The following is a 15,821-nucleotide window of genomic DNA, read 5'->3' on the forward strand; positions in this document are numbered from 1 at the left end:
CTGCACCCTTCGTCAGAGCCTCCGCGCCGAGATGGTGGTCCGGGCGGGCCGGACCTGGCCGGACCGAGGCAGACGGGCTCAGTCCGCGCCGTCCCAACGCCGACCAAGGCGGCGGCCTCGCCGGTTCCGATCCGGGTGAACTCTGCCGCGGTCCACTCCGCCTCAGGATCACGGGCACGCGGCAACTCGACGACGCCCCGAACATCCTCGCCGACCGTGGCGAAGACCCAGGAGTCCTCGTCTCGTTCGGCGCGATGACGTGCCTCACCTCGGTAGCACCCGAAGACCACCTGTCCTGTTGTTCGGCCTTGTTTCACCGCCGGGCTACGCGGGCTCGGCACGCTTCGCAGGCGTGGACTCCGGCATCGCCGTACCGGTTTATGGGCGCCCCGCAGCCGGCGCACGGTCCGATGTCCCACGGCTCGCATCCATGCTCGGCTGCGGCGGCACGGCGTTGGTCTTCGGTCGTGGTCAGCCGGCGGACCTGTCGGGGGATGGTGAACAGCCGGTTGGGGACGTCGTCGAAGGTGTGCAGGCCGGTGCCGGCGGAGTTGCCGCGCCGGGGCCTGGGGTCGTTGAAGGTGAAGGTCTCCTCACCGTATCGGCAGGTCGCGTCGAGTTCCTGGTGGGAGTAGGTGATCTCGGCGTCCCCGGTTTCGGGTTCGGCCGGGGAGACCTCGTCCATGTCGGGGCCGAACATGTCGTGCCAGCGGTCCCGGTCCGCAGTGGGCACCCACATCCGGGAGACGGCACGCACGTCGCGTTGGCTGGGGATTCGCATCGGCACGAACTCGCCGCCGGCGCTGTCGACGACGAGCCGGTCGACCTCGGTCGGCGGCTTCGCGGGCAGGCACAGCGCGGGCAGGAACCATTCGGCGTGGAAGCGGCCGCAGGAACTGCCGTTGTCCGGGCAGGGCCGCGCGCTGCTCGGCAGGCACTTCCACTGCTCCAAGTGGCGAACCCCGGCGCGCACCACCAAGGCGAGTGGGGAGGCGATCTCCTTCCAGCCGAAGTCGTCGACGCGGGCCCATGGCGCGCGCTCGACCACGGCGGATCGGTCGCTGTCGGTCACCCACAGCGGGACGATCCCGTGCTCGGCGGCGGCCCGGGAACGGCGGCGGACGGTGTCGGCGCTGATCGGCGAGTACTGGGCCTCCCAGCCGATCCGCCGGCCGTTGTCACCGGTGACGAGGACGTCGGTGCGGATCCGCCCGTCGGTCGCGCGTGCCTCGACCTCTGCGTGGAGACCGTGGTGTTCGGCGACCCGGGCGATCCGTTCCTTCATCGCCTTGTGCTTCGCGCTCTCCTCCGCCGTGGGGGTGTGGCGTACCGGGAGGTGGGCGGCCACCCAGACAGTGCGGCCGCCGACCGTCCGGCGGCGGATCGTCATCCACGGGGACCGGCCGTCCTCCTCCGCCTGGCAGGCTCCGTCGCGATGGTGTTCCAGGCATTCCAGGAGCTCGCGCTCGCGCCGGTCGATCGGGGTGGTGACCTCCTCCAACAGGCCGGGCCGGTCCGGATGGCCGAGGTCGGGCAGGGTCAGGTTGATCTCGATTCCGTACACGGTATGGAACACGCCGTTCGCCATAGCCGGAGAATAGAAAAAGGTGCCGGCAATTTAAACACCACCGCGAACGTTTAGGATCGCCATAAAGGATTCTCGAATGGCGGGAGGACAAATCCCCCTTCGACGACCCGTCGATCCCGGGCCGGGCGGAGATCAGCCGACGAACTCCTTCCATCGTGGACGCGCCCCTCACAGCGCCGCTCGGAGCCGTTCTCCGGCGCATCACATGGCTCGCGCTGTCAGGGTCGTGACAGATCTTCGCGATCGCGGTGGCGCCTCAGGATGCGGTCGGCCGGCGCTCGCAGGGCAGGTGAGGTCAGTTCCAGGTCGCGGTTGTCGCGACCGTCGAGCATGTGGTCGAGCCAGCGTTCGTACCAGGCCAGGAAGTCGGTGGCCGACGAGACGTTGGGGCCCCAGAAGCCGTCAGCGTTTCCGGTGACCACCCGGCCGGCCAGCGGACCGGTGATGCCGACGAGCACCAGGTCACTGCACCCCGCCTCGATGACGTGCAGGAACAGGTCACTTCGGTGGGGCGGGCCGCCGGCGAACGTGAACCCCCGGGGGCGACCGGGCTCACCTTGGGGGTCCATTGTGAACAGCCGACATGACTCCAACGGCATCAGGCCGTAGAAGGGCGAGGCTCCACTCGCGCCCAGGGCGGTCAGGAAGCTGCGGTAGGTCTCGGGCAGTTCAATACGGTGGTCGGCCTCGAACTCGGCGACCTTCGCGTCCGGCAAGGGCGGTTCGAGGCGGAACCTGTGCTCCTCTTCACCGAAGGAGTGGCTTCGCAGCGCGGCATACGGCACCTTGGCCAGCTTGCGTCGGATGCGGGCGATCCGGGCGTCCATGCGAGCTCTTCTCTCTGTCCTCCGGCAAACTACCTGCCGACCAGCAGGTATGTCACCAGTGGATCGCGCGGCCGGGAACGAGGAACACCGCTTCCACGCCGAATCGTCCGGGGACTGTTGCCGGACATCACCACCGAGGAGATCCTCGTTCCTGCCACTGTCAGATGGCCGGCCGCGCCTCGGGGCTGATGCCGCAGCCCTGCGCGCGCCCTTGTCCTCCGGCCCCCGGCCGCACATCCTGGATGGCCCGGGCGAGGAACGGGGGTGGGGTATCGGTGAGAGCACGGGATCGCCAGGCACGGGCCGTGGCGGCGGCGGGGGCGCTGACCGTCGGCGTCACGGGGGGCGTCCTGCTGATGGGGCAGGCGTCGGTCTGGCTGCTCCACCGCTGGGCGGGCACCGCGGACCTCAACGATCTTGTCATGCTGGTGGTAGTGGCGATCTTCCTGCCCCTGGCCATGCTGCTGCTCGGATCCGCCCACCATGGCACGTGGCGGTCGCGGCTGACGACGGCCGCGTTCGTCCTGTTCACGGCCGGCTGGGTGCTCCACCAGTGGGCCGTCCTGCACACGGCCCAGGTCCAGGCCCTGCACGAACGCGGGAGAGCGGCCCAGGGCGTGGTTCGCAGCGTGGTCAAGGGCCGGGACGGCGACGTTCTCGGCCTGGAGGTCTGTCTCGCGGACGGGAGCACGCTCGGTCGCGTCCAGGTGGGCTTCGGCTCCCGGGTGCCGGATACCGGGGAGGAGGTCGTGGTCACCTTCGACCCCGACGGGCCTGTCCTCCCCCTCCTGGGCCCCGTGCCGGGACCGCCGGACAATACCGTCCGCAACGCTGCCCTGGCCGCCGTCGCCCTCGCCTCGCCCGTCATCGGCACCCGCCTCGCGCGGGCATTGCGAGCCCGCCGGACGAAGCGCGACGACCCCGGTGCGCAGGTTCGACGGTAGCGCTGTCGTGGTGCTGGGCGTGGCGGTCCGGTGCGCAGCTGCTGCTGTTCGAGCCACTGCCGGGCCTGGTCCCGCAGGGCGGCCACCGCCTGGGCCTCGTCGCCCTCGTACGGGCCGCCGGCCTCGACCGCGCGGCACTCGGACCGGACGATGAGGCCGAACGGGCCGTCGACGAGGATCCCGCACCGCTTCCTCGACCTCGTCAGCTTCACCCGGCTCCCACACAAACCCCTGTCACGTCGAATACCTCAGACGTGTCCGACGCGACGGCCCGGCGGGCGAGCTACCGCTTGAGTCAGGCGCACAGGGCCCGGCAGACGGCGGCGCCAGCAGCGAAGGTGAGTGCGACGGACAGGCCGCCGAGGAACTCGGGCAGCGCCGCGGCCAGGATCTCGCTCATCGGGCTGCCCCCGCCGCGGCCAGGGCCCGCTGGGCTACCGACCGCCGAGCCGCTTGAGCTGGCGGCGGACCCGCTCGCCGAATTCCGCGGGCAGGCCAGCGTTGAGAGCGGTCTGGACCCTGGTCTCGCCGCCACCCGCCCGGACGCGGGCGAGGGCCTGCTCGGTGGCGCCCAGGCCGCGCAGCACGGCGAGTAGCCGGCTGTCCGCCAGTTCGGCGAACAGCGCCACGGTCGCCGGGGAGCGGTGGTCGGCGAGCAGATGGTCGTCGGCTTCAGCGAGCCGAGCGACGGCCAGCGGTCTCTCGCGCGCCGTCGGCGAAGGTGTGGGCGAAGGTGCGGGCGAGTGGGCGGGCGGTACAGACCCGGTCGCCGTAGTGGCATGCAGCTCGGTGACGACGGTGCGACGCTGGCGGCCAGCACAAGGGCCTGGGGTCAGGGGAGGCGGCGCCCGGCTGATCTTCTCCGCCCACATGGCTTTTACCACGTAGGGCTTGATTCTGTCTCGAGTTCCGCTGTTCCGGACCGTCCCGGCATTTTCTCCCCGACAATCCCCCGAAGGAGTGCGGCACCAGACCGACGGCACCGCCACCGACGTTGGTGATCTGGAGTATCTCCATATGAACCGTCAGGGCTGACATGAAATCGGGAGGTGCGATGGCTGAACCGGATGATGAAAACGAAACCGGAGGCGCACCCGGGAGCGGAAACGGTGGCGAACCGGATGCGGCTATCATCTGGTACATTCTAGGACTCTTTGCCGGATTATTCCTGATGGGGAAGATATCCGTTTCCCGGGGTCTCTCCGGAAAGCCGATGTCGACGACAACATCGTTGCTGGTCGTTGCCCTGTTTCTCGCCCCAATGTTCCTCCTTGGGAGCATCTCGAAGCACCTGAGCAGCGAGGCTTCCAAGGGGAATATTTCATGGGCCACATACTGGACAACAATGTTCGGAATTACCATCTCCATGCTCGCCCTGCTAGGCATCACCGGCATTGATGATGTGATCGAACTCTTCAAGACGTGGAGTGCGCAAGACAAATAATGACGCACCTCCTTTCTCACTCCCCTGGGGCCTGCGGGTGGATGTGCCCTTGATCGAGCGCCCTCATCAGTATGATGATCCGAAAAGCTCCTGGTGGCGGCGGCCAAGGATTCCTCACCCCATGCGCAGAAGTGCTAGGAAGTCGGCGCGGCGGGTGAGATCTCCATAGAAGCAAGCCTCGACGAGATATTCAGCGCGGTGCAGTCGGCCCTCAATAGCGACCGGTGTTCCCCAGCTAAGGGCTGTCCCGTAACCCCATTGGAGCTGAGGTCATGGAGCGTCCGGGGCGGTGCCGATGGCGCCGGCCGAACGAAGTGAGCGGCCTAGGTCTCCGGTGAGGATGCGGGGGTGTCGACGCCACCACCACAGGTCAGGGCCTGGCAGGCTGTGGAACTGGCCGAGTGCCTGGCCGTCGTCGTCGATGGTCGCGGCCTTGAATCGGTCGTCCAGAACCTTGATCCGCGGGGTCCAGAGCTGAACGAGGTGCTCGTCCAGCAGGAGCCATGCCTCGTGGAGCCAGTTTCGACAGTAGAGGTCGTTGGTGTACTCGGAAATGAAGTCCTCGTAGCCGTGCTCGATGACGCTCACCAGGGCGTCCCACGCATCCACCCTGGCAGCGACCGTAAACGTTGTCCGCCAGCCGCGCTGGTACAGCAGCTCACCTACCTCGGTTTCAGTAGCCATGATCACGAGGCTCCCACGCCGAGACCACCCGGGCCACCAAGTTGCGTCCAGCCAGCGGCTGGCGGTGCCAACGGTGGTCAAGATGAGACGATCTTGATGTGGCTGGTGTGATTACGGCGTCGGTGCCTTCCTGGATGGCCCCGTTCACCGGGCTGAGCCCGCGGGACTTCCGAAAGCTGGTGATGGCCACGCGCCGTGAGGGTGCCGACACGGTGCGGCCGGGCCGGCCGTGGAGTCTGCCGTTGGAGGACCGGGTGCTTCTGGTTGCCGCCTGCTGTCGAACCAACCTGACGCTACGGCAGCTCGCGCCGCTGTTCGGCGTGTCCAAGTCGGCGGCCGACCGGATCATTGACCACATCGGCCCGCTGCTCGCACTCAAGCCCCGCCGCCGGTTCCGCAAGGACGCCGTGCTGATCGTCGACGGCACTCTGGTTCCCACCGGTGGCCGGCAGGGCAACTGCCACAACTATGGCCAGCTGATCCAGTTCGACCCTGCGTGCCTGACCCCGTGAGAAGGAGGTGACGATGAACACGGAACAGCTGTCGGTCCTGCTTGCAGCCTCCGGACTGATCCTGGTGGGCCTGGAGGAGACGGTGACCTCCTGCCCCCCGAATGCCGCGTTCGCGGCGACGGGATGCGGGCCTGAGGACGGGCGTGTCGACATCGTGGTCGAGTACGACGGCCCCGATCCGCTCGGGGACGTCGACCGGGCCTGGTTCGCCCAGGCGACCCGGTTCGGACTGCTCGGGGACTCCGGGGAGTTCCTGCTCCAGGTCAACGTGCACGACGACCCGTACGATGCTGATCTGCGGTGGGCCCGGGTACGACTCGGACCGCAATGGAGCGTCGCGGGCGACCGGACGACGACGATCAACGGACCCACCAGGGACGGACTCATCACCATGTCCCTGCGCGGTGATGTCATCGTCGAAGGATCGACGGGCCAGGAGAACATGAGGGTGCTCGCGGTCCCGAACCCGCACCGGGCGAGCGCCATCCGGCACTACGTCGGGTTCATGCTCCAGGACGGCCGCCTCTCGGGTGTCGACGCCGACAACGTGAGGAACTGGCTCGCGCGGCCGTAGCACCACCTGCAGCCCCGGGCCCGCCGGATTGTCCGGCGGGCCCGAGGCTCTTGTACGGGCCACCTCGACAGGGCGTGTTGTGATTAGGACCTGGTAGCCGAGGAGACGCGCTGCCGGGGAGACGGCACACGTAAGCTTCCATCCCGGTAGGCCGATCGCCGCGAGGCCGAGCCGAGCACACGTGCCCTTGGGCCTCCTATGTGACGGCGGTCGCCGCGCTCGTAGGCCACCAGATCTGCGGATCCCGAGTGCCGGGCTGACAGCAGCGCTCCGTAGTGTGGTTCAGCGATGCCGGTACAACTGCTGAAGGCGGAGGGCTTCGGTCTGCCAGTGGGAGCGGGCTTCGCCGGCGGTGGAGGGGACCTGTCGGCCGATGCGGGCGGCCAGGTCGCGGTACAGGCCGGGGGAGGCGGTGTCAACGACGGCCAGCATCGAGGAGAGGAGCGGTTCGTCGGCCTGGGTCCCATCCTCCACCCGCAGCAGTACCTGGACCTGGTCGTCGGGGTGGAGCCGGTGCAGGACGTCCGCAAGTTGGCGGCCGTACTTCGGTGACGAGAGGACGGACCCCTGGCGGGCGGTCTGCTGCAACGCGCTCCGTACCGTGGTCGCCACCTCTGCCAGCTCGGCCGGTGCCGATCGGCGCGGGGGCGGGACCTGCCGTTCCGCTCCGCCGACGGGCTGGACCTCGGCCTCGGTCGCGCTTGCGCGCTGCGTTTCCTCGGCCCGGGCCAGCCACCGCTTGACCGCTCTGGCCTGGCCTGGGGTGACCAGAGCGCCGGCTGATTCGGCTTCCTTGGCCAGGGTGAACACCCGGTAGCGGAGCTCGCGGTGCGGAAGCCGCTCCGCCTCACGTCCGAGGTCGCTCAGGATGCGGCTCATCCGCTCGTGGGCGGCCCGAGTCCGGCCGTTGCGATGCGACTCGGCGCGCTCCTGACTGGACCTGGTACGGATACGTCCCGCCGGCTGGGCGAGCTTTGCTTCGCGGGCGGCCTGGGCAGCTCGGCGCTTCACGTCCTTCAGGAACACGGCGGCCTGCGCGGCGATCTCGTGCTGCTCCGCGGTGCGCTCGCGAGCGGCTTTGAGTCTCACCTGGGTGAGCAGCGACTTCACTGCCTCGGCCTCACTGTCGCGCACGGCCTGCGTCAGCCTTCCGAACAGGTCCGCGCGCAGCTGCTCCTGTTGCTCCAGCCACAGTCGCGCCTGCTCGAGGAGGCCGGCCACGGTCCGGGCCTCGGTGCCTTCGTACGGGCCGCCGGCCTCGATCGTGCGGCATTCGGACCGCAGGATCGACATGGAGCCGGACTTCAGGGCGCCCTCCAGACGCTGCACGGTGGTGGGCTCCTTCGTGGGCGCCCACGCGAACGGCGTCCAGGCGGTGCGCTTCGCCGCGGCGAGGATCTCCTCGACGGCCGGCGTGCGGAACCCGTCGGGGGCCATGTGGCACTCGCCGAGGGTGAACCACTCGATCCCCCGGGCGGGGGCCTGGGTGCCGATCCGCACCCGGCGGGAGGTTCCGGCGCTGTCCAGGCGGACCCGGTGCACATACCGGCGCCGGACCAGGGTGTCGACGTCGACCGGCACCGCCGTGCCGAGGACCGGCTCGATGAGGTCGTCGTCCCACACCGGCGCCACCGCGCCGTCCAGGTGCAGGCGCAGCCCGCGGGTTCCGTGTTCCCAGGCGATGTCGACGACGGAGCCGAGCGGCTCGCGCAGGCGGACGGCGCCTTGGTGCTCCTGGTCGCGGAGCCAGGCGATGGCGGCGGACTTCACGTACAGGTGGTCGGCGCTGGCCACGTCCCGGGCCCGGCGCTCGCACACGTGTGAGCCGGTCGGGTCGGGCAGGTGTGCGAAGTGGCAGACCCGGTCGGTGTACAGCTTGGTGGTGAGCCGTTCGCCGCAGCCGCCGAGCAGCAGCCCGCACCAGAACGCGTCCGTGGTGTGGTCCTGCCGGAAGGCATCCAGCTCGATCGCCTCCAGCGGCAGGATCAGCGGAACCTCCGACTCCGCGCTGCCCAGCACCGCCGTCTGAATCCGCCGCTTGTCACCCGGCAACGACAACCCCCGAACTCGGGCCTGACCATGGCCACTTCATCGTGCCACCGCGTCACGCCGGGTAGTGGGGAAACAGCGCAGATCCCCCTCAGCCGCTCGGCTGCCCGTGGCGCTGCCCGGGAGTCATGGCGCCGGCGGCGGCGTGACCTGGCAGACGACTACGAGCTCGAGGCGCGGGACGACGTAGTAGGGCCGGACGACGTCGCAGACTCCGGAGGCCGAGACACGGCTGCGGAAGAACGTGACCGAGCTCAAGGAACGGGTCTCCGAACTGACCGGACAGAACTCCGAGCTGAAGACGCAGCTCACACGCCTGGCCCTCGCGGGCGCGGTCCTGGCTGACCGGCTACACGGGTCTGAGGAGACGTCCCGGATGCCCGACAACGTCGTGCGTTTCCCCAAACCCTGACCGCCAACAACGTCGACTGACTGTCAGGCCCTCATGATCGGCGTCGCACCCTTCCATCAAGTTCTTGACTCCCTCAGATCTGGTGTCGCGAGGGTCGAACTGGGGAAGTTTCCCGGACCCTGATCGAACCGGAGGGAAAGCATGTCCGACCCCGACAACGTTGCACGCCTCATCGCTGGCGGTAGTGCTCTGGCCGCTGCATTCAATCTGGCTCTCTCGTACGCCACTTATCGAAGGAAGCGGCCATCTCTATGGTTCAAGGTCAAGGTTTACCCGCACTCCTTTAGGGACCGCGACGGCTGCAAAGAATCTCACATTCGCTTTCACCTGAAGCTTCGCAACCGCGGCGAAGCACCCCTGAAGATTGAAGGGGCAGAGTGGCAAGTAAGGCTGGACGAAAGGCCACGCACGCTGATGCTGAGCCTGCTTCGACGGCTCCCCTGGTACGTCCATCGGCGCACTAGCCTTCAGCCAGATGTCGGAGACTTTCCGATTGATTTGGCGGGCTTTGAACGACGGATAGTGAGCGCCGAGTTTCCCGGATGCCACGCAGACTGGTTCGAAACTGGAGGAGCGAAGGGGCGGATGAGGATCCGACTTCCCGGAGGGGAGGAGCTATCCGATCGCTGGAGGAGGCTGTAATTCCTCGCATGCACATGCGAAGACTGCCGGCCGTCGGCCAGCCTTCAACTGAGCTTCGATGACCTCGAAGAATAGCTACGGTCTTAACCAGCTCCGAAGGAATGCAGGGCGGGGACCGCGCACGCTGCCGATGACCGCCTGCTGCCGCCAGTGGAACGTGAGGCAGCCGAACACAAATACTTGACAGACATCCCATGAGCTGGCGTGTCAAACAGCGAGTGCGCGGGCCAGGGGGCCAAGCGGTCCGGGAATGGTCCGCCGCCTTGGCTGTGGTCAGCCTGCTACCGAGCGTGATCTTTCGGTAAGGGCGCCGACCTCGGCGGAGGTTGTCTGGCAGAGCTGCTCCGCTGCCGAGCGAAGCGCGATCTCCCAGGCCTGGAAGGCGTCAGGACGCGCGTCCGCGATGAAGTCAACGTGGTACTCGTCGCCCACGGCCAGAAGAAACGCACGTTCGGGACCGGTTCGCGCTACCGTCAAATCCTTCTGCCAGACCATGGCTGCCACCTCACCGGGCGTCTTGGTACCGGCCACCAGTTGGCCTGCCAGGTAGTGGAGAAGACAGCGTTCGGCGCTCTCCTCGTCGGGGATGGCGGTGCCGAGCTCGCCCACGGCCTGCCGGAACAGTCCTTCGATCTCGGCGGTGTCCTCGCGTCGGGTGCGTCCCGCCACGTCACGCAACGCGGGGGAGTCCAGGCCTATGGCCAGCAACTGAGCCGCTTCCATCGGCAGATCCTCGGGCGGAACACGACCGACGACGTACTGCCACGCGACTGCGAACACCTGATCCATGCCCAACATCCTGCCGAATGCCGGGTTCCTGCGACGAACCAAATCCGTACCAGCGGTGGACGCGGTCTCAGCTGGGCTGGAGTGTCAAGCGGCGAGTGCGTGGGCTCGATGGGACCAGGCGGTCGCATCGTCGTACGGTGTGCCGGTTTTCAGGCAGCCGTGCAGAATGCAGAATACCGACGAGCCGGTTGGCGAGTTGGCGCAGGGCGGCGTTGAATTCGACGCCGCGGGCGCGTTGGTTCTCGTAGTAGGCCCTGGCACCTGGTGAGACTCGCAGCGCGGAGAAGGCTTGGGCGATCAGGGCGTCGATGAGCCGGTCGTTGCGGACGTGCTGGGCGGTCACGACCTTCTTCTTGCCGGAGGCGCGGGTGATCGGGCTGGTGCCGGCGTAGTTCTTGCGGGCCTTGGCGCTACAGTAGCGTAGCGGTGCGGGTCGTCGCCGAATTCTGCGCTCGGCGTTCGGGTGCCGGCCGAAGAAGTCCTCGACCTGCTCGTGCAGGAACTTGACCTGCTCGTCCAAGGTGGCCAGCATCGCGATGAGCGCGCGTACGGAGACTGCGTAGGCCGCCGTTACAGCGGTAGGCTGACCCAGTCCCCCAAAATCGTTGGCATGCCGTCTGCCCGTAGGCTACGCCGCCGCCGACGAACTCCCGCACCACCGTCCTGTGTTCGCTGCCCGCCCCGGAAGCGCGCCAGTCGGCGGTCATGCCCGTCAGCGGCTCGTGTGCTCCGGGAACCCCTCGATCCGCGGCCCCTTCGGCGGCGCGAGGACGTCGCGGTAGCGGCGATCGCCGGGCGCTGGAGCCGCCAGGCGAGGACCGCGTTGACGGCGTCGGCCAGGCCGCGCTCGTGCCCCTGGTACTGGCGAAGCAGCTGCTCGGCGTCGGCGTACATGCGCCGGTCGGCCGGCGGGAGGACGACGAAGCCCTGCCCGGCAAGCGCGCCGAGCCGGGCGATGGCGTTGACGGCCTCGGCTTCGCCGGCCCGGCGGGCCAGGAGGTGGTCGAGCTCGGTCATCACCATCGGGGAGACGATCAGCACCCGGGTGAGGGAGAGGCTTCGGCGCCCTCGCGGTGGGACCATGGTGCGGGGGGTCGGGCGGGTGGTGCGGCCACTGGGGGCGTTGGGGGCGTCGGCACTGCGGGTACGGGCGATGTCCTGCTCAAAGCCGTCGAGATCTTACTGGGGCGGTCGGCGAAGTCGGAACAGGTAGCCGCCGCAATGACGTAGCAGTGAGTGACAATGGTGACGGTAGGTCACGCACGTGGTTTGGTCGAGCGGACTCGCCTCCTGGCCGACACGGTGCTTGCATGGAGGTAGGCCATGATCCGGAGGCGAAGAACCATGGGCGCCTACGTCAAAGACAACGCGAGCTGCACGTCCGAGATCATCTTCATGGGAACGACAGGACTCCGCCCTTGGAGCCTCTCGACGCCCCCGCCGCCGGATTGCGACACGGAGATGTTCATCGACGTCATCGGACCGACCGCGTACGACACGACCGACTTCGAGAACGTCACACTCACCCTTGAGATCCTCAGCCCGGACGGAGCGATGTTCGTCCGGAACCCGAGGATGGGGTCCGTGCTCTGGGGCGTGCCGAAGCCGGGCGGCACATGGGACGAGTCCATCGTCCCCAGCCCGCCCACGTCTGTGCTGCGGCTCCGCGTCCCTCAGAAGACTAGGATTGTCTCGACCAATCCGAACGACGGCCTGTCATTCTGGCTCGCCATCTCGGGGCTGGCCAGCGGAGCAACACTGTCCTTCCACGCCGCCGCCACCGCCGATCGAGTCCTGGCCACCACGGCCGGCTGCCCGATAGAGATGAAGGACCTGGCTGTCGGCGAGACGATCAAGGGCCGGTTCGGCTAAGCACCCGTTGCCCCTCACCGCCGCGCCAACGCCTCCAGCTGCCGCTCCTGACGCATCAACCTCAAGGGTTTCGGTGCCCTGGGTGTGGAGGTCGTCCTTGCGGTTGAACGCCGCGAGCAGGACTGAGGTGTCGGCGACCGCGACGCCGAGCGGGGCGGGGCTCACCGGCCGGTGCCCTCGTGCAGCCAGTCGCCGGCGCCTGCGGCCAGGTCCGGCGGGCCGTCGAACAGCCCCCAGTCCACCGGCGGTAGTGGTTCGGTGGGGATCGGCAGGACACCGGCGGGGTGCTCGATCGCCAACTCCTCCGGGGTACGGCCGAGCACGGCGGCCAGATCCCGCAGAATCTGCGCCTCAACCCCGGACACGGTCACGCTCGCGGTGATCGACGGCTGCGCCGGCGGCTCCGGGGCCGGTTCCGACTGAGTGCTCATCTTCGCTCCGTACAAGGGGCGGGGGTTGCAGGACGGCGGTAGCGGTCGCGGGGTTACTGACTTCGGCTCGTCAGGGTGAGGTTGGGGTGTCGAGGGTCAGGCCGGTGCCGGCTATGAAGCCGTCGAGGGTGTCGGGTCGGTACTGCAGGCGCTTGAGCCGGTTGCGGACGAGGGCTTCGAGTCGGTCGAGGGCCATGACGGTGAGGTTGGCGAGGCTGTGCTTCACGTGTGCCCAGACCCACTCGACGGGGTTGAGGTCGGGCGAGTAGGGGGGCAGCAGGAACACCGTCAGCCAGGCGCGCTCGGCGATCAACTCGCCCATGGCGTGGGAGACATGGGTGTTCAGGCGGTCCCAGACCAGCACGATCGGTGCCTTGACGAGCTGGTGGACACCGTCGACCAGGGCGATGAAGTCGCGCTCGCCCATGCTGCGGCGTTTCCCCCTACCCGCGGGATGGGTGCGCAGTCGATGGCACAGCCGGGTGCGCGAGCCGGGCCGCATGGCGATCATCCCGGCCACTGACAACCGTCCGGAGCGGCGCCCGCTGACGGTCACGACCGGCGTGCGGCCCCGTCGGCCCCAGGTGCGTCCTCGGGGCGGTCGGCGGGTGAAGCCTGCCTCGTCCTCGAAGCAGATGTAGCCCCCGCAGGCCGCCCGGGCTCTTTTACCTCCGCCCAGGTCGCCTCCTTCCACACGGTGACAGCCTGCTCGTCCCGCTCGGCCACCCGCCGTGCCGGGACCTGGGGGCTGAAGCCGAGCCGGTGCATCAGCCGCGTAGCCCCGGACACGCTGTACGACACGTGGAACTTCCGCCCGATCAGTGTGGCCACCCGCGAGGCCGTCCACACCTGGTCCTCCACCCAGCCGTGCGCGGCCGGACCCTGGTCCAGATACGCGGCGAGCTTCTCCAGGCAGCGCGGGGACAGGCGGCACCGCGACCCGCCCGGGCCACGCGATGCCAGCGCCTCGATCCCGCCGTCGCGCCACAGCTGGTGCCACTGGTAAGCCGACTTCGAACTCACCCGCAGGCGCCGGGCCACCTCCGCTGGCTTGACCTCCTGCTCGAACAACTCGGCTGCCTGCACCCGCACCGACTCCCGGCGCAGCCGTCCCGCAGCGGTCAGCCCGCCCCCATCCGCATATCTCACACACCATCGGATACAGCCACCGCTTCAGGCTCATCAGGCACTTCGCACAGATTCACCCTGACGAGCCGAAGTCAGTAGTCCGGGGCTGGGGTGCAGGAAGGCATCTGGTGCCGGCCACGAGCAGCCGGCGGTGGTTCAGGCTTCTTCCGGGTCGAGGTCGGCCGGATCCACCCACCGCAGGATCGGGGTGCTGCCGCCCTGGATGGTCAGGGTCTTCCCGATGGGCGTGCCGTCGGCCCGGACGGTGGTGCGGACCGTCTGGGTGACGATCACATCACCGGTGTAGCCGAAGGCATCCAGCTCTGCCTGCGTGGCGAACCGGGAGGTGATCTCGGTGTCTTTCCGGACCGCACCATCGCGCCGAGACTGCCCGTGGCCGCCATCGGCGGCGCGTGCCCGGGTGAAGGCCTCAGCGGCCGGGGTCCACTGCTGGCCGCCGATCGGCGTGGCGAGGGAGTTCATGGCCTCGGGGCTGGTGCGCAGGGTCAGGCGGTGGCGGTAGGTGGCGGCGACCTCAGCGACCGCACCAGCGGCCCGATCTTCATCACCCGCACCGGCGCCCGGCTGCGCGAGTCGGAGGTGTGGAAGCTGCTGCGGCGCCGGGGCCGCCGGACCGGCCTGCCGCAGGCCGGCTCCATCCACCCGCACGTCCTGCGCGGCGACGGCATCACCGACGCCCTCGACGCCGGCGACAAACTGGAAGACGTCCAGGACGCCGCCGACCACAAGGACCCGCGCACCACCCAGCGGCACAACCGACGCCGCCGTCGCCTGGAGTCCCACCCCGGGTACGGCCTAGCCGCCCGGCTGGCCGCCGTCGCCGAGCACCAGGAGCTCCCGGCCGGCATCCCCGGGTAGCGGGCGGAATGCGACAGCGGTCGCGCGTATCGTCACGCGCGGCCGCTGTTGGTTTTCCCGGGCCCCGGTCGGGAGCGCGGCCCAGGCGGCTAGACCCCCTGCGGGCGGGCGCGCCACGTCGAGCAGATTGTCAGTGAAATGCTGACATCGGCGCCGCGTCAGTGGAATGCTGACGCCATGGACGAGATGAACGAGTACGACCGGCTCGAAGCCGCCCGCAAACTGCTGGCCGACCGCTACAGCCGACCCTCCTGCACCCCGGCGCTCGATCTGCTGCAGGAGGCCTTGGCGGAGATCGCACGGTCCGCCCGCCCGGGTGCCGACGACGCGGAGGCCCCCGAGGAGGTACTGCTGGCCGCCCTCACCGTCCTCAACGAGGCCCGCGCCGAACTGGACGCCAGCGAGGTCTCCCTGGTCCGGAGCACCCGCGCCCGGGGGGTCAGCTGGGACCTGGTCGCCGGGGCGCAGGGGCTGCGGACCCGGCAGAGCGCGGAGACCCGGGCCAAGCGGCTGCAGAGCATCGTCCGGGGCTCGCTTCCGGGCCGGGACCGGGTGGCCGTGCTCCGCCGCGAGGAAGCGCACGAGCGGGCGCGGGAGCAGTGGGTCGCCGACCATGCCGACCGGGTGCGCGGAGTGGCCGACGCGCTGATCGACACCTCCGGAGCCTGGACAGGCGGGGGCCTCTTCATCCACTTCAACATGCTCGCCACCCAGCTCGCCGCCGACAAGGTGGCCGAGGTCTGCGGCACCCTGGGGATTCTGCGCTACGAGCTGACCCCTCCTCGCTTCAACGAGGCCGACGAGCCGCCGGTGCCCACGGGTCCGAGGGCGGCCGAGGCCGAGGCGGCCCGGCGCGCGCTGGAGGAGCTGCTGGACGAGCGACGGGATGCCGAGCTGGCTGTCGTCCGGGAGCGCGACCGGGTCACCGCCACCAGGCGGCAGAAGACGGCGGAGAAGAACTGACGGCCGGTGCTCCCCGCCGAAGCGCGGTGTCAGCGAACTGCTGACACCGCGCGGGGGTCAGCCGACGACGGGGTCGTAGGAAA

Annotated in this window: 19 protein-coding genes and 1 pseudogene; 8 read left to right on the forward strand and 12 right to left on the reverse strand. The window is 69.0% G+C overall.

The features are described from left to right. Positions 1–313: 313 nt before the first annotated feature. Positions 314–1,588 (reverse strand): hypothetical protein, encoded by a 1,275-nt coding sequence (locus AB0N76_RS22515; protein WP_363559544.1) that lies wholly within the window; start codon positions 1,586–1,588, stop codon positions 314–316. Positions 1,589–1,806: 218 nt separating this feature from the next. After that, on the reverse strand, positions 1,807–2,415 hold the full coding sequence (locus AB0N76_RS22520) for an SMI1/KNR4 family protein (protein WP_363559546.1): 609 nt from the start codon (positions 2,413–2,415) through the stop codon (positions 1,807–1,809). A 275-nt stretch (positions 2,416–2,690) separates the two neighbouring features. Here AB0N76_RS22520 and AB0N76_RS22525 point away from each other — a divergent pair, with 275 nt between their 5' ends. After that, positions 2,691–3,359 (forward strand): hypothetical protein, encoded by a 669-nt coding sequence (locus AB0N76_RS22525; protein ID WP_363559548.1) that lies wholly within the window; start codon positions 2,691–2,693, stop codon positions 3,357–3,359. Positions 3,360–3,793: 434 nt separating this feature from the next. On the opposite strand, the gene AB0N76_RS22530 is transcribed toward AB0N76_RS22525, so the two are convergent. Next, positions 3,794–3,988 (reverse strand): hypothetical protein, encoded by a 195-nt coding sequence (locus tag AB0N76_RS22530; RefSeq protein ID WP_363559550.1) that lies wholly within the window; start codon positions 3,986–3,988, stop codon positions 3,794–3,796. 425 nt (positions 3,989–4,413) lie between these two features. Here AB0N76_RS22530 and AB0N76_RS22535 point away from each other — a divergent pair, with 425 nt between their 5' ends. Further along, a complete protein-coding gene (locus tag AB0N76_RS22535) occupies positions 4,414–4,803 on the forward strand; it encodes a hypothetical protein (RefSeq protein ID WP_363559552.1) in 390 nt (129 codons plus the stop codon). Positions 4,804–5,073: 270 nt separating this feature from the next. On the opposite strand, the gene AB0N76_RS22540 is transcribed toward AB0N76_RS22535, so the two are convergent. Beyond that, the gene (locus AB0N76_RS22540) at positions 5,074–5,487 is read right to left on the reverse strand and encodes a hypothetical protein (RefSeq protein WP_363559554.1); all 414 of its coding nucleotides are present in this window, start codon (positions 5,485–5,487) and stop codon (positions 5,074–5,076) included. 98 nt (positions 5,488–5,585) lie between these two features. On the opposite strand from AB0N76_RS22540, the pseudogene AB0N76_RS22545 reads away from it, so the two are divergent. Further along, positions 5,586–5,927 (forward strand): annotated as a pseudogene (locus AB0N76_RS22545) (transposase family protein); the annotation flags it as partial. A gap of 85 nt (positions 5,928–6,012) precedes the next feature. Continuing rightward, the gene (locus AB0N76_RS22550) at positions 6,013–6,573 is read left to right on the forward strand and encodes a hypothetical protein (protein WP_363559556.1); all 561 of its coding nucleotides are present in this window, start codon (positions 6,013–6,015) and stop codon (positions 6,571–6,573) included. A 282-nt stretch (positions 6,574–6,855) separates the two neighbouring features. Here AB0N76_RS22550 and AB0N76_RS22555 read toward each other — a convergent pair whose 3' ends face one another. Then, on the reverse strand, positions 6,856–8,592 hold the full coding sequence (locus AB0N76_RS22555) for a hypothetical protein (RefSeq protein ID WP_363559558.1): 1,737 nt from the start codon (positions 8,590–8,592) through the stop codon (positions 6,856–6,858). A 274-nt stretch (positions 8,593–8,866) separates the two neighbouring features. Here AB0N76_RS22555 and AB0N76_RS22560 point away from each other — a divergent pair, with 274 nt between their 5' ends. Next, positions 8,867–9,034 (forward strand): hypothetical protein, encoded by a 168-nt coding sequence (locus AB0N76_RS22560; protein WP_363559560.1) that lies wholly within the window; start codon positions 8,867–8,869, stop codon positions 9,032–9,034. 915 nt (positions 9,035–9,949) lie between these two features. Here the strand turns inward: AB0N76_RS22560 and AB0N76_RS22565 are convergent. The 3 genes from AB0N76_RS22565 to AB0N76_RS22575 all read right to left on the reverse strand — a co-directional run bounded on the left by AB0N76_RS22565 (position 9,950) and on the right by AB0N76_RS22575 (position 11,506). Next, positions 9,950–10,465, reverse strand: coding sequence for a hypothetical protein (locus AB0N76_RS22565; RefSeq protein WP_363559562.1), 516 nt, complete (start codon positions 10,463–10,465; stop codon positions 9,950–9,952). 67 nt (positions 10,466–10,532) lie between these two features. Then, positions 10,533–10,985: a transposase gene (locus AB0N76_RS22570; RefSeq protein ID WP_363559564.1), complete on the reverse strand. Its 453-nt coding sequence runs from the start codon at positions 10,983–10,985 to the stop codon at positions 10,533–10,535. A gap of 50 nt (positions 10,986–11,035) precedes the next feature. Then, entirely contained in the window at positions 11,036–11,506 is a 471-nt protein-coding gene (locus AB0N76_RS22575; protein ID WP_363559566.1) for a hypothetical protein, read from the reverse strand. A 303-nt stretch (positions 11,507–11,809) separates the two neighbouring features. Between AB0N76_RS22575 and AB0N76_RS22580 the strand changes: the two genes are divergently transcribed. After that, positions 11,810–12,337: a hypothetical protein gene (locus tag AB0N76_RS22580; protein ID WP_363559568.1), complete on the forward strand. Its 528-nt coding sequence runs from the start codon at positions 11,810–11,812 to the stop codon at positions 12,335–12,337. Between the two features lie 161 nt (positions 12,338–12,498). Here AB0N76_RS22580 and AB0N76_RS22585 read toward each other — a convergent pair whose 3' ends face one another. From AB0N76_RS22585 to AB0N76_RS22600, 4 genes are all read right to left on the reverse strand, one after another. Further along, positions 12,499–12,768, reverse strand: coding sequence for a hypothetical protein (locus AB0N76_RS22585; protein WP_363559570.1), 270 nt, complete (start codon positions 12,766–12,768; stop codon positions 12,499–12,501). A 70-nt stretch (positions 12,769–12,838) separates the two neighbouring features. After that, positions 12,839–13,405, reverse strand: a complete 567-nt coding sequence (locus AB0N76_RS22590; protein WP_363559630.1) for a transposase — start codon at positions 13,403–13,405, stop codon at positions 12,839–12,841. After that, positions 13,321–13,893 carry a winged helix-turn-helix domain-containing protein gene (locus tag AB0N76_RS22595; RefSeq protein ID WP_363559632.1) on the reverse strand — a complete coding sequence of 191 codons (573 nt, stop codon included), beginning with the start codon at positions 13,891–13,893 and terminating at the stop codon, positions 13,321–13,323. The genes AB0N76_RS22590 and AB0N76_RS22595 overlap by 85 nt, the downstream gene beginning before the upstream one ends. A gap of 159 nt (positions 13,894–14,052) precedes the next feature. After that, positions 14,053–14,379, reverse strand: coding sequence for a hypothetical protein (locus tag AB0N76_RS22600; protein ID WP_363559572.1), 327 nt, complete (start codon positions 14,377–14,379; stop codon positions 14,053–14,055). 30 nt (positions 14,380–14,409) lie between these two features. Between AB0N76_RS22600 and AB0N76_RS22605 the strand changes: the two genes are divergently transcribed. Together AB0N76_RS22605 and AB0N76_RS22610 are read left to right on the forward strand one after the other, a co-directional pair. Continuing rightward, a complete protein-coding gene (locus tag AB0N76_RS22605) occupies positions 14,410–14,775 on the forward strand; it encodes a tyrosine-type recombinase/integrase (protein ID WP_363559574.1) in 366 nt (121 codons plus the stop codon). Between the two features lie 177 nt (positions 14,776–14,952). Next, positions 14,953–15,738: a hypothetical protein gene (locus tag AB0N76_RS22610; protein WP_363559576.1), complete on the forward strand. Its 786-nt coding sequence runs from the start codon at positions 14,953–14,955 to the stop codon at positions 15,736–15,738. The last annotated feature ends 83 nt before the right edge of the window (positions 15,739–15,821 follow it).

This window comes from Kitasatospora sp. NPDC093806, assembly GCF_040683335.1.
Taxonomy (GTDB): domain Bacteria; phylum Actinomycetota; class Actinomycetes; order Streptomycetales; family Streptomycetaceae; genus Kitasatospora.

Coding starts and splice junctions, on each gene's coding strand:
- AB0N76_RS22540 (WP_363559554.1), bottom strand. CDS start 5,487: ATGGCTACTGAAACCGAGGTAGGTGAGCTGCTGTACCAGCGCGGCTGG.
- AB0N76_RS22580 (WP_363559568.1), top strand. CDS start 11,810: ATGGGCGCCTACGTCAAAGACAACGCGAGCTGCACGTCCGAGATCATC.
- AB0N76_RS22535 (WP_363559552.1), top strand. CDS start 4,414: ATGGCTGAACCGGATGATGAAAACGAAACCGGAGGCGCACCCGGGAGC.
- AB0N76_RS22600 (WP_363559572.1), bottom strand. CDS start 14,379: ATGAACTCCCTCGCCACGCCGATCGGCGGCCAGCAGTGGACCCCGGCC.
- AB0N76_RS22610 (WP_363559576.1), top strand. CDS start 14,953: ATGGACGAGATGAACGAGTACGACCGGCTCGAAGCCGCCCGCAAACTG.
- AB0N76_RS22520 (WP_363559546.1), bottom strand. CDS start 2,415: ATGGACGCCCGGATCGCCCGCATCCGACGCAAGCTGGCCAAGGTGCCG.
- AB0N76_RS22585 (WP_363559570.1), bottom strand. CDS start 12,768: ATGAGCACTCAGTCGGAACCGGCCCCGGAGCCGCCGGCGCAGCCGTCG.
- AB0N76_RS22515 (WP_363559544.1), bottom strand. CDS start 1,588: ATGGCGAACGGCGTGTTCCATACCGTGTACGGAATCGAGATCAACCTG.
- AB0N76_RS22565 (WP_363559562.1), bottom strand. CDS start 10,465: ATGGATCAGGTGTTCGCAGTCGCGTGGCAGTACGTCGTCGGTCGTGTT.
- AB0N76_RS22550 (WP_363559556.1), top strand. CDS start 6,013: ATGAACACGGAACAGCTGTCGGTCCTGCTTGCAGCCTCCGGACTGATC.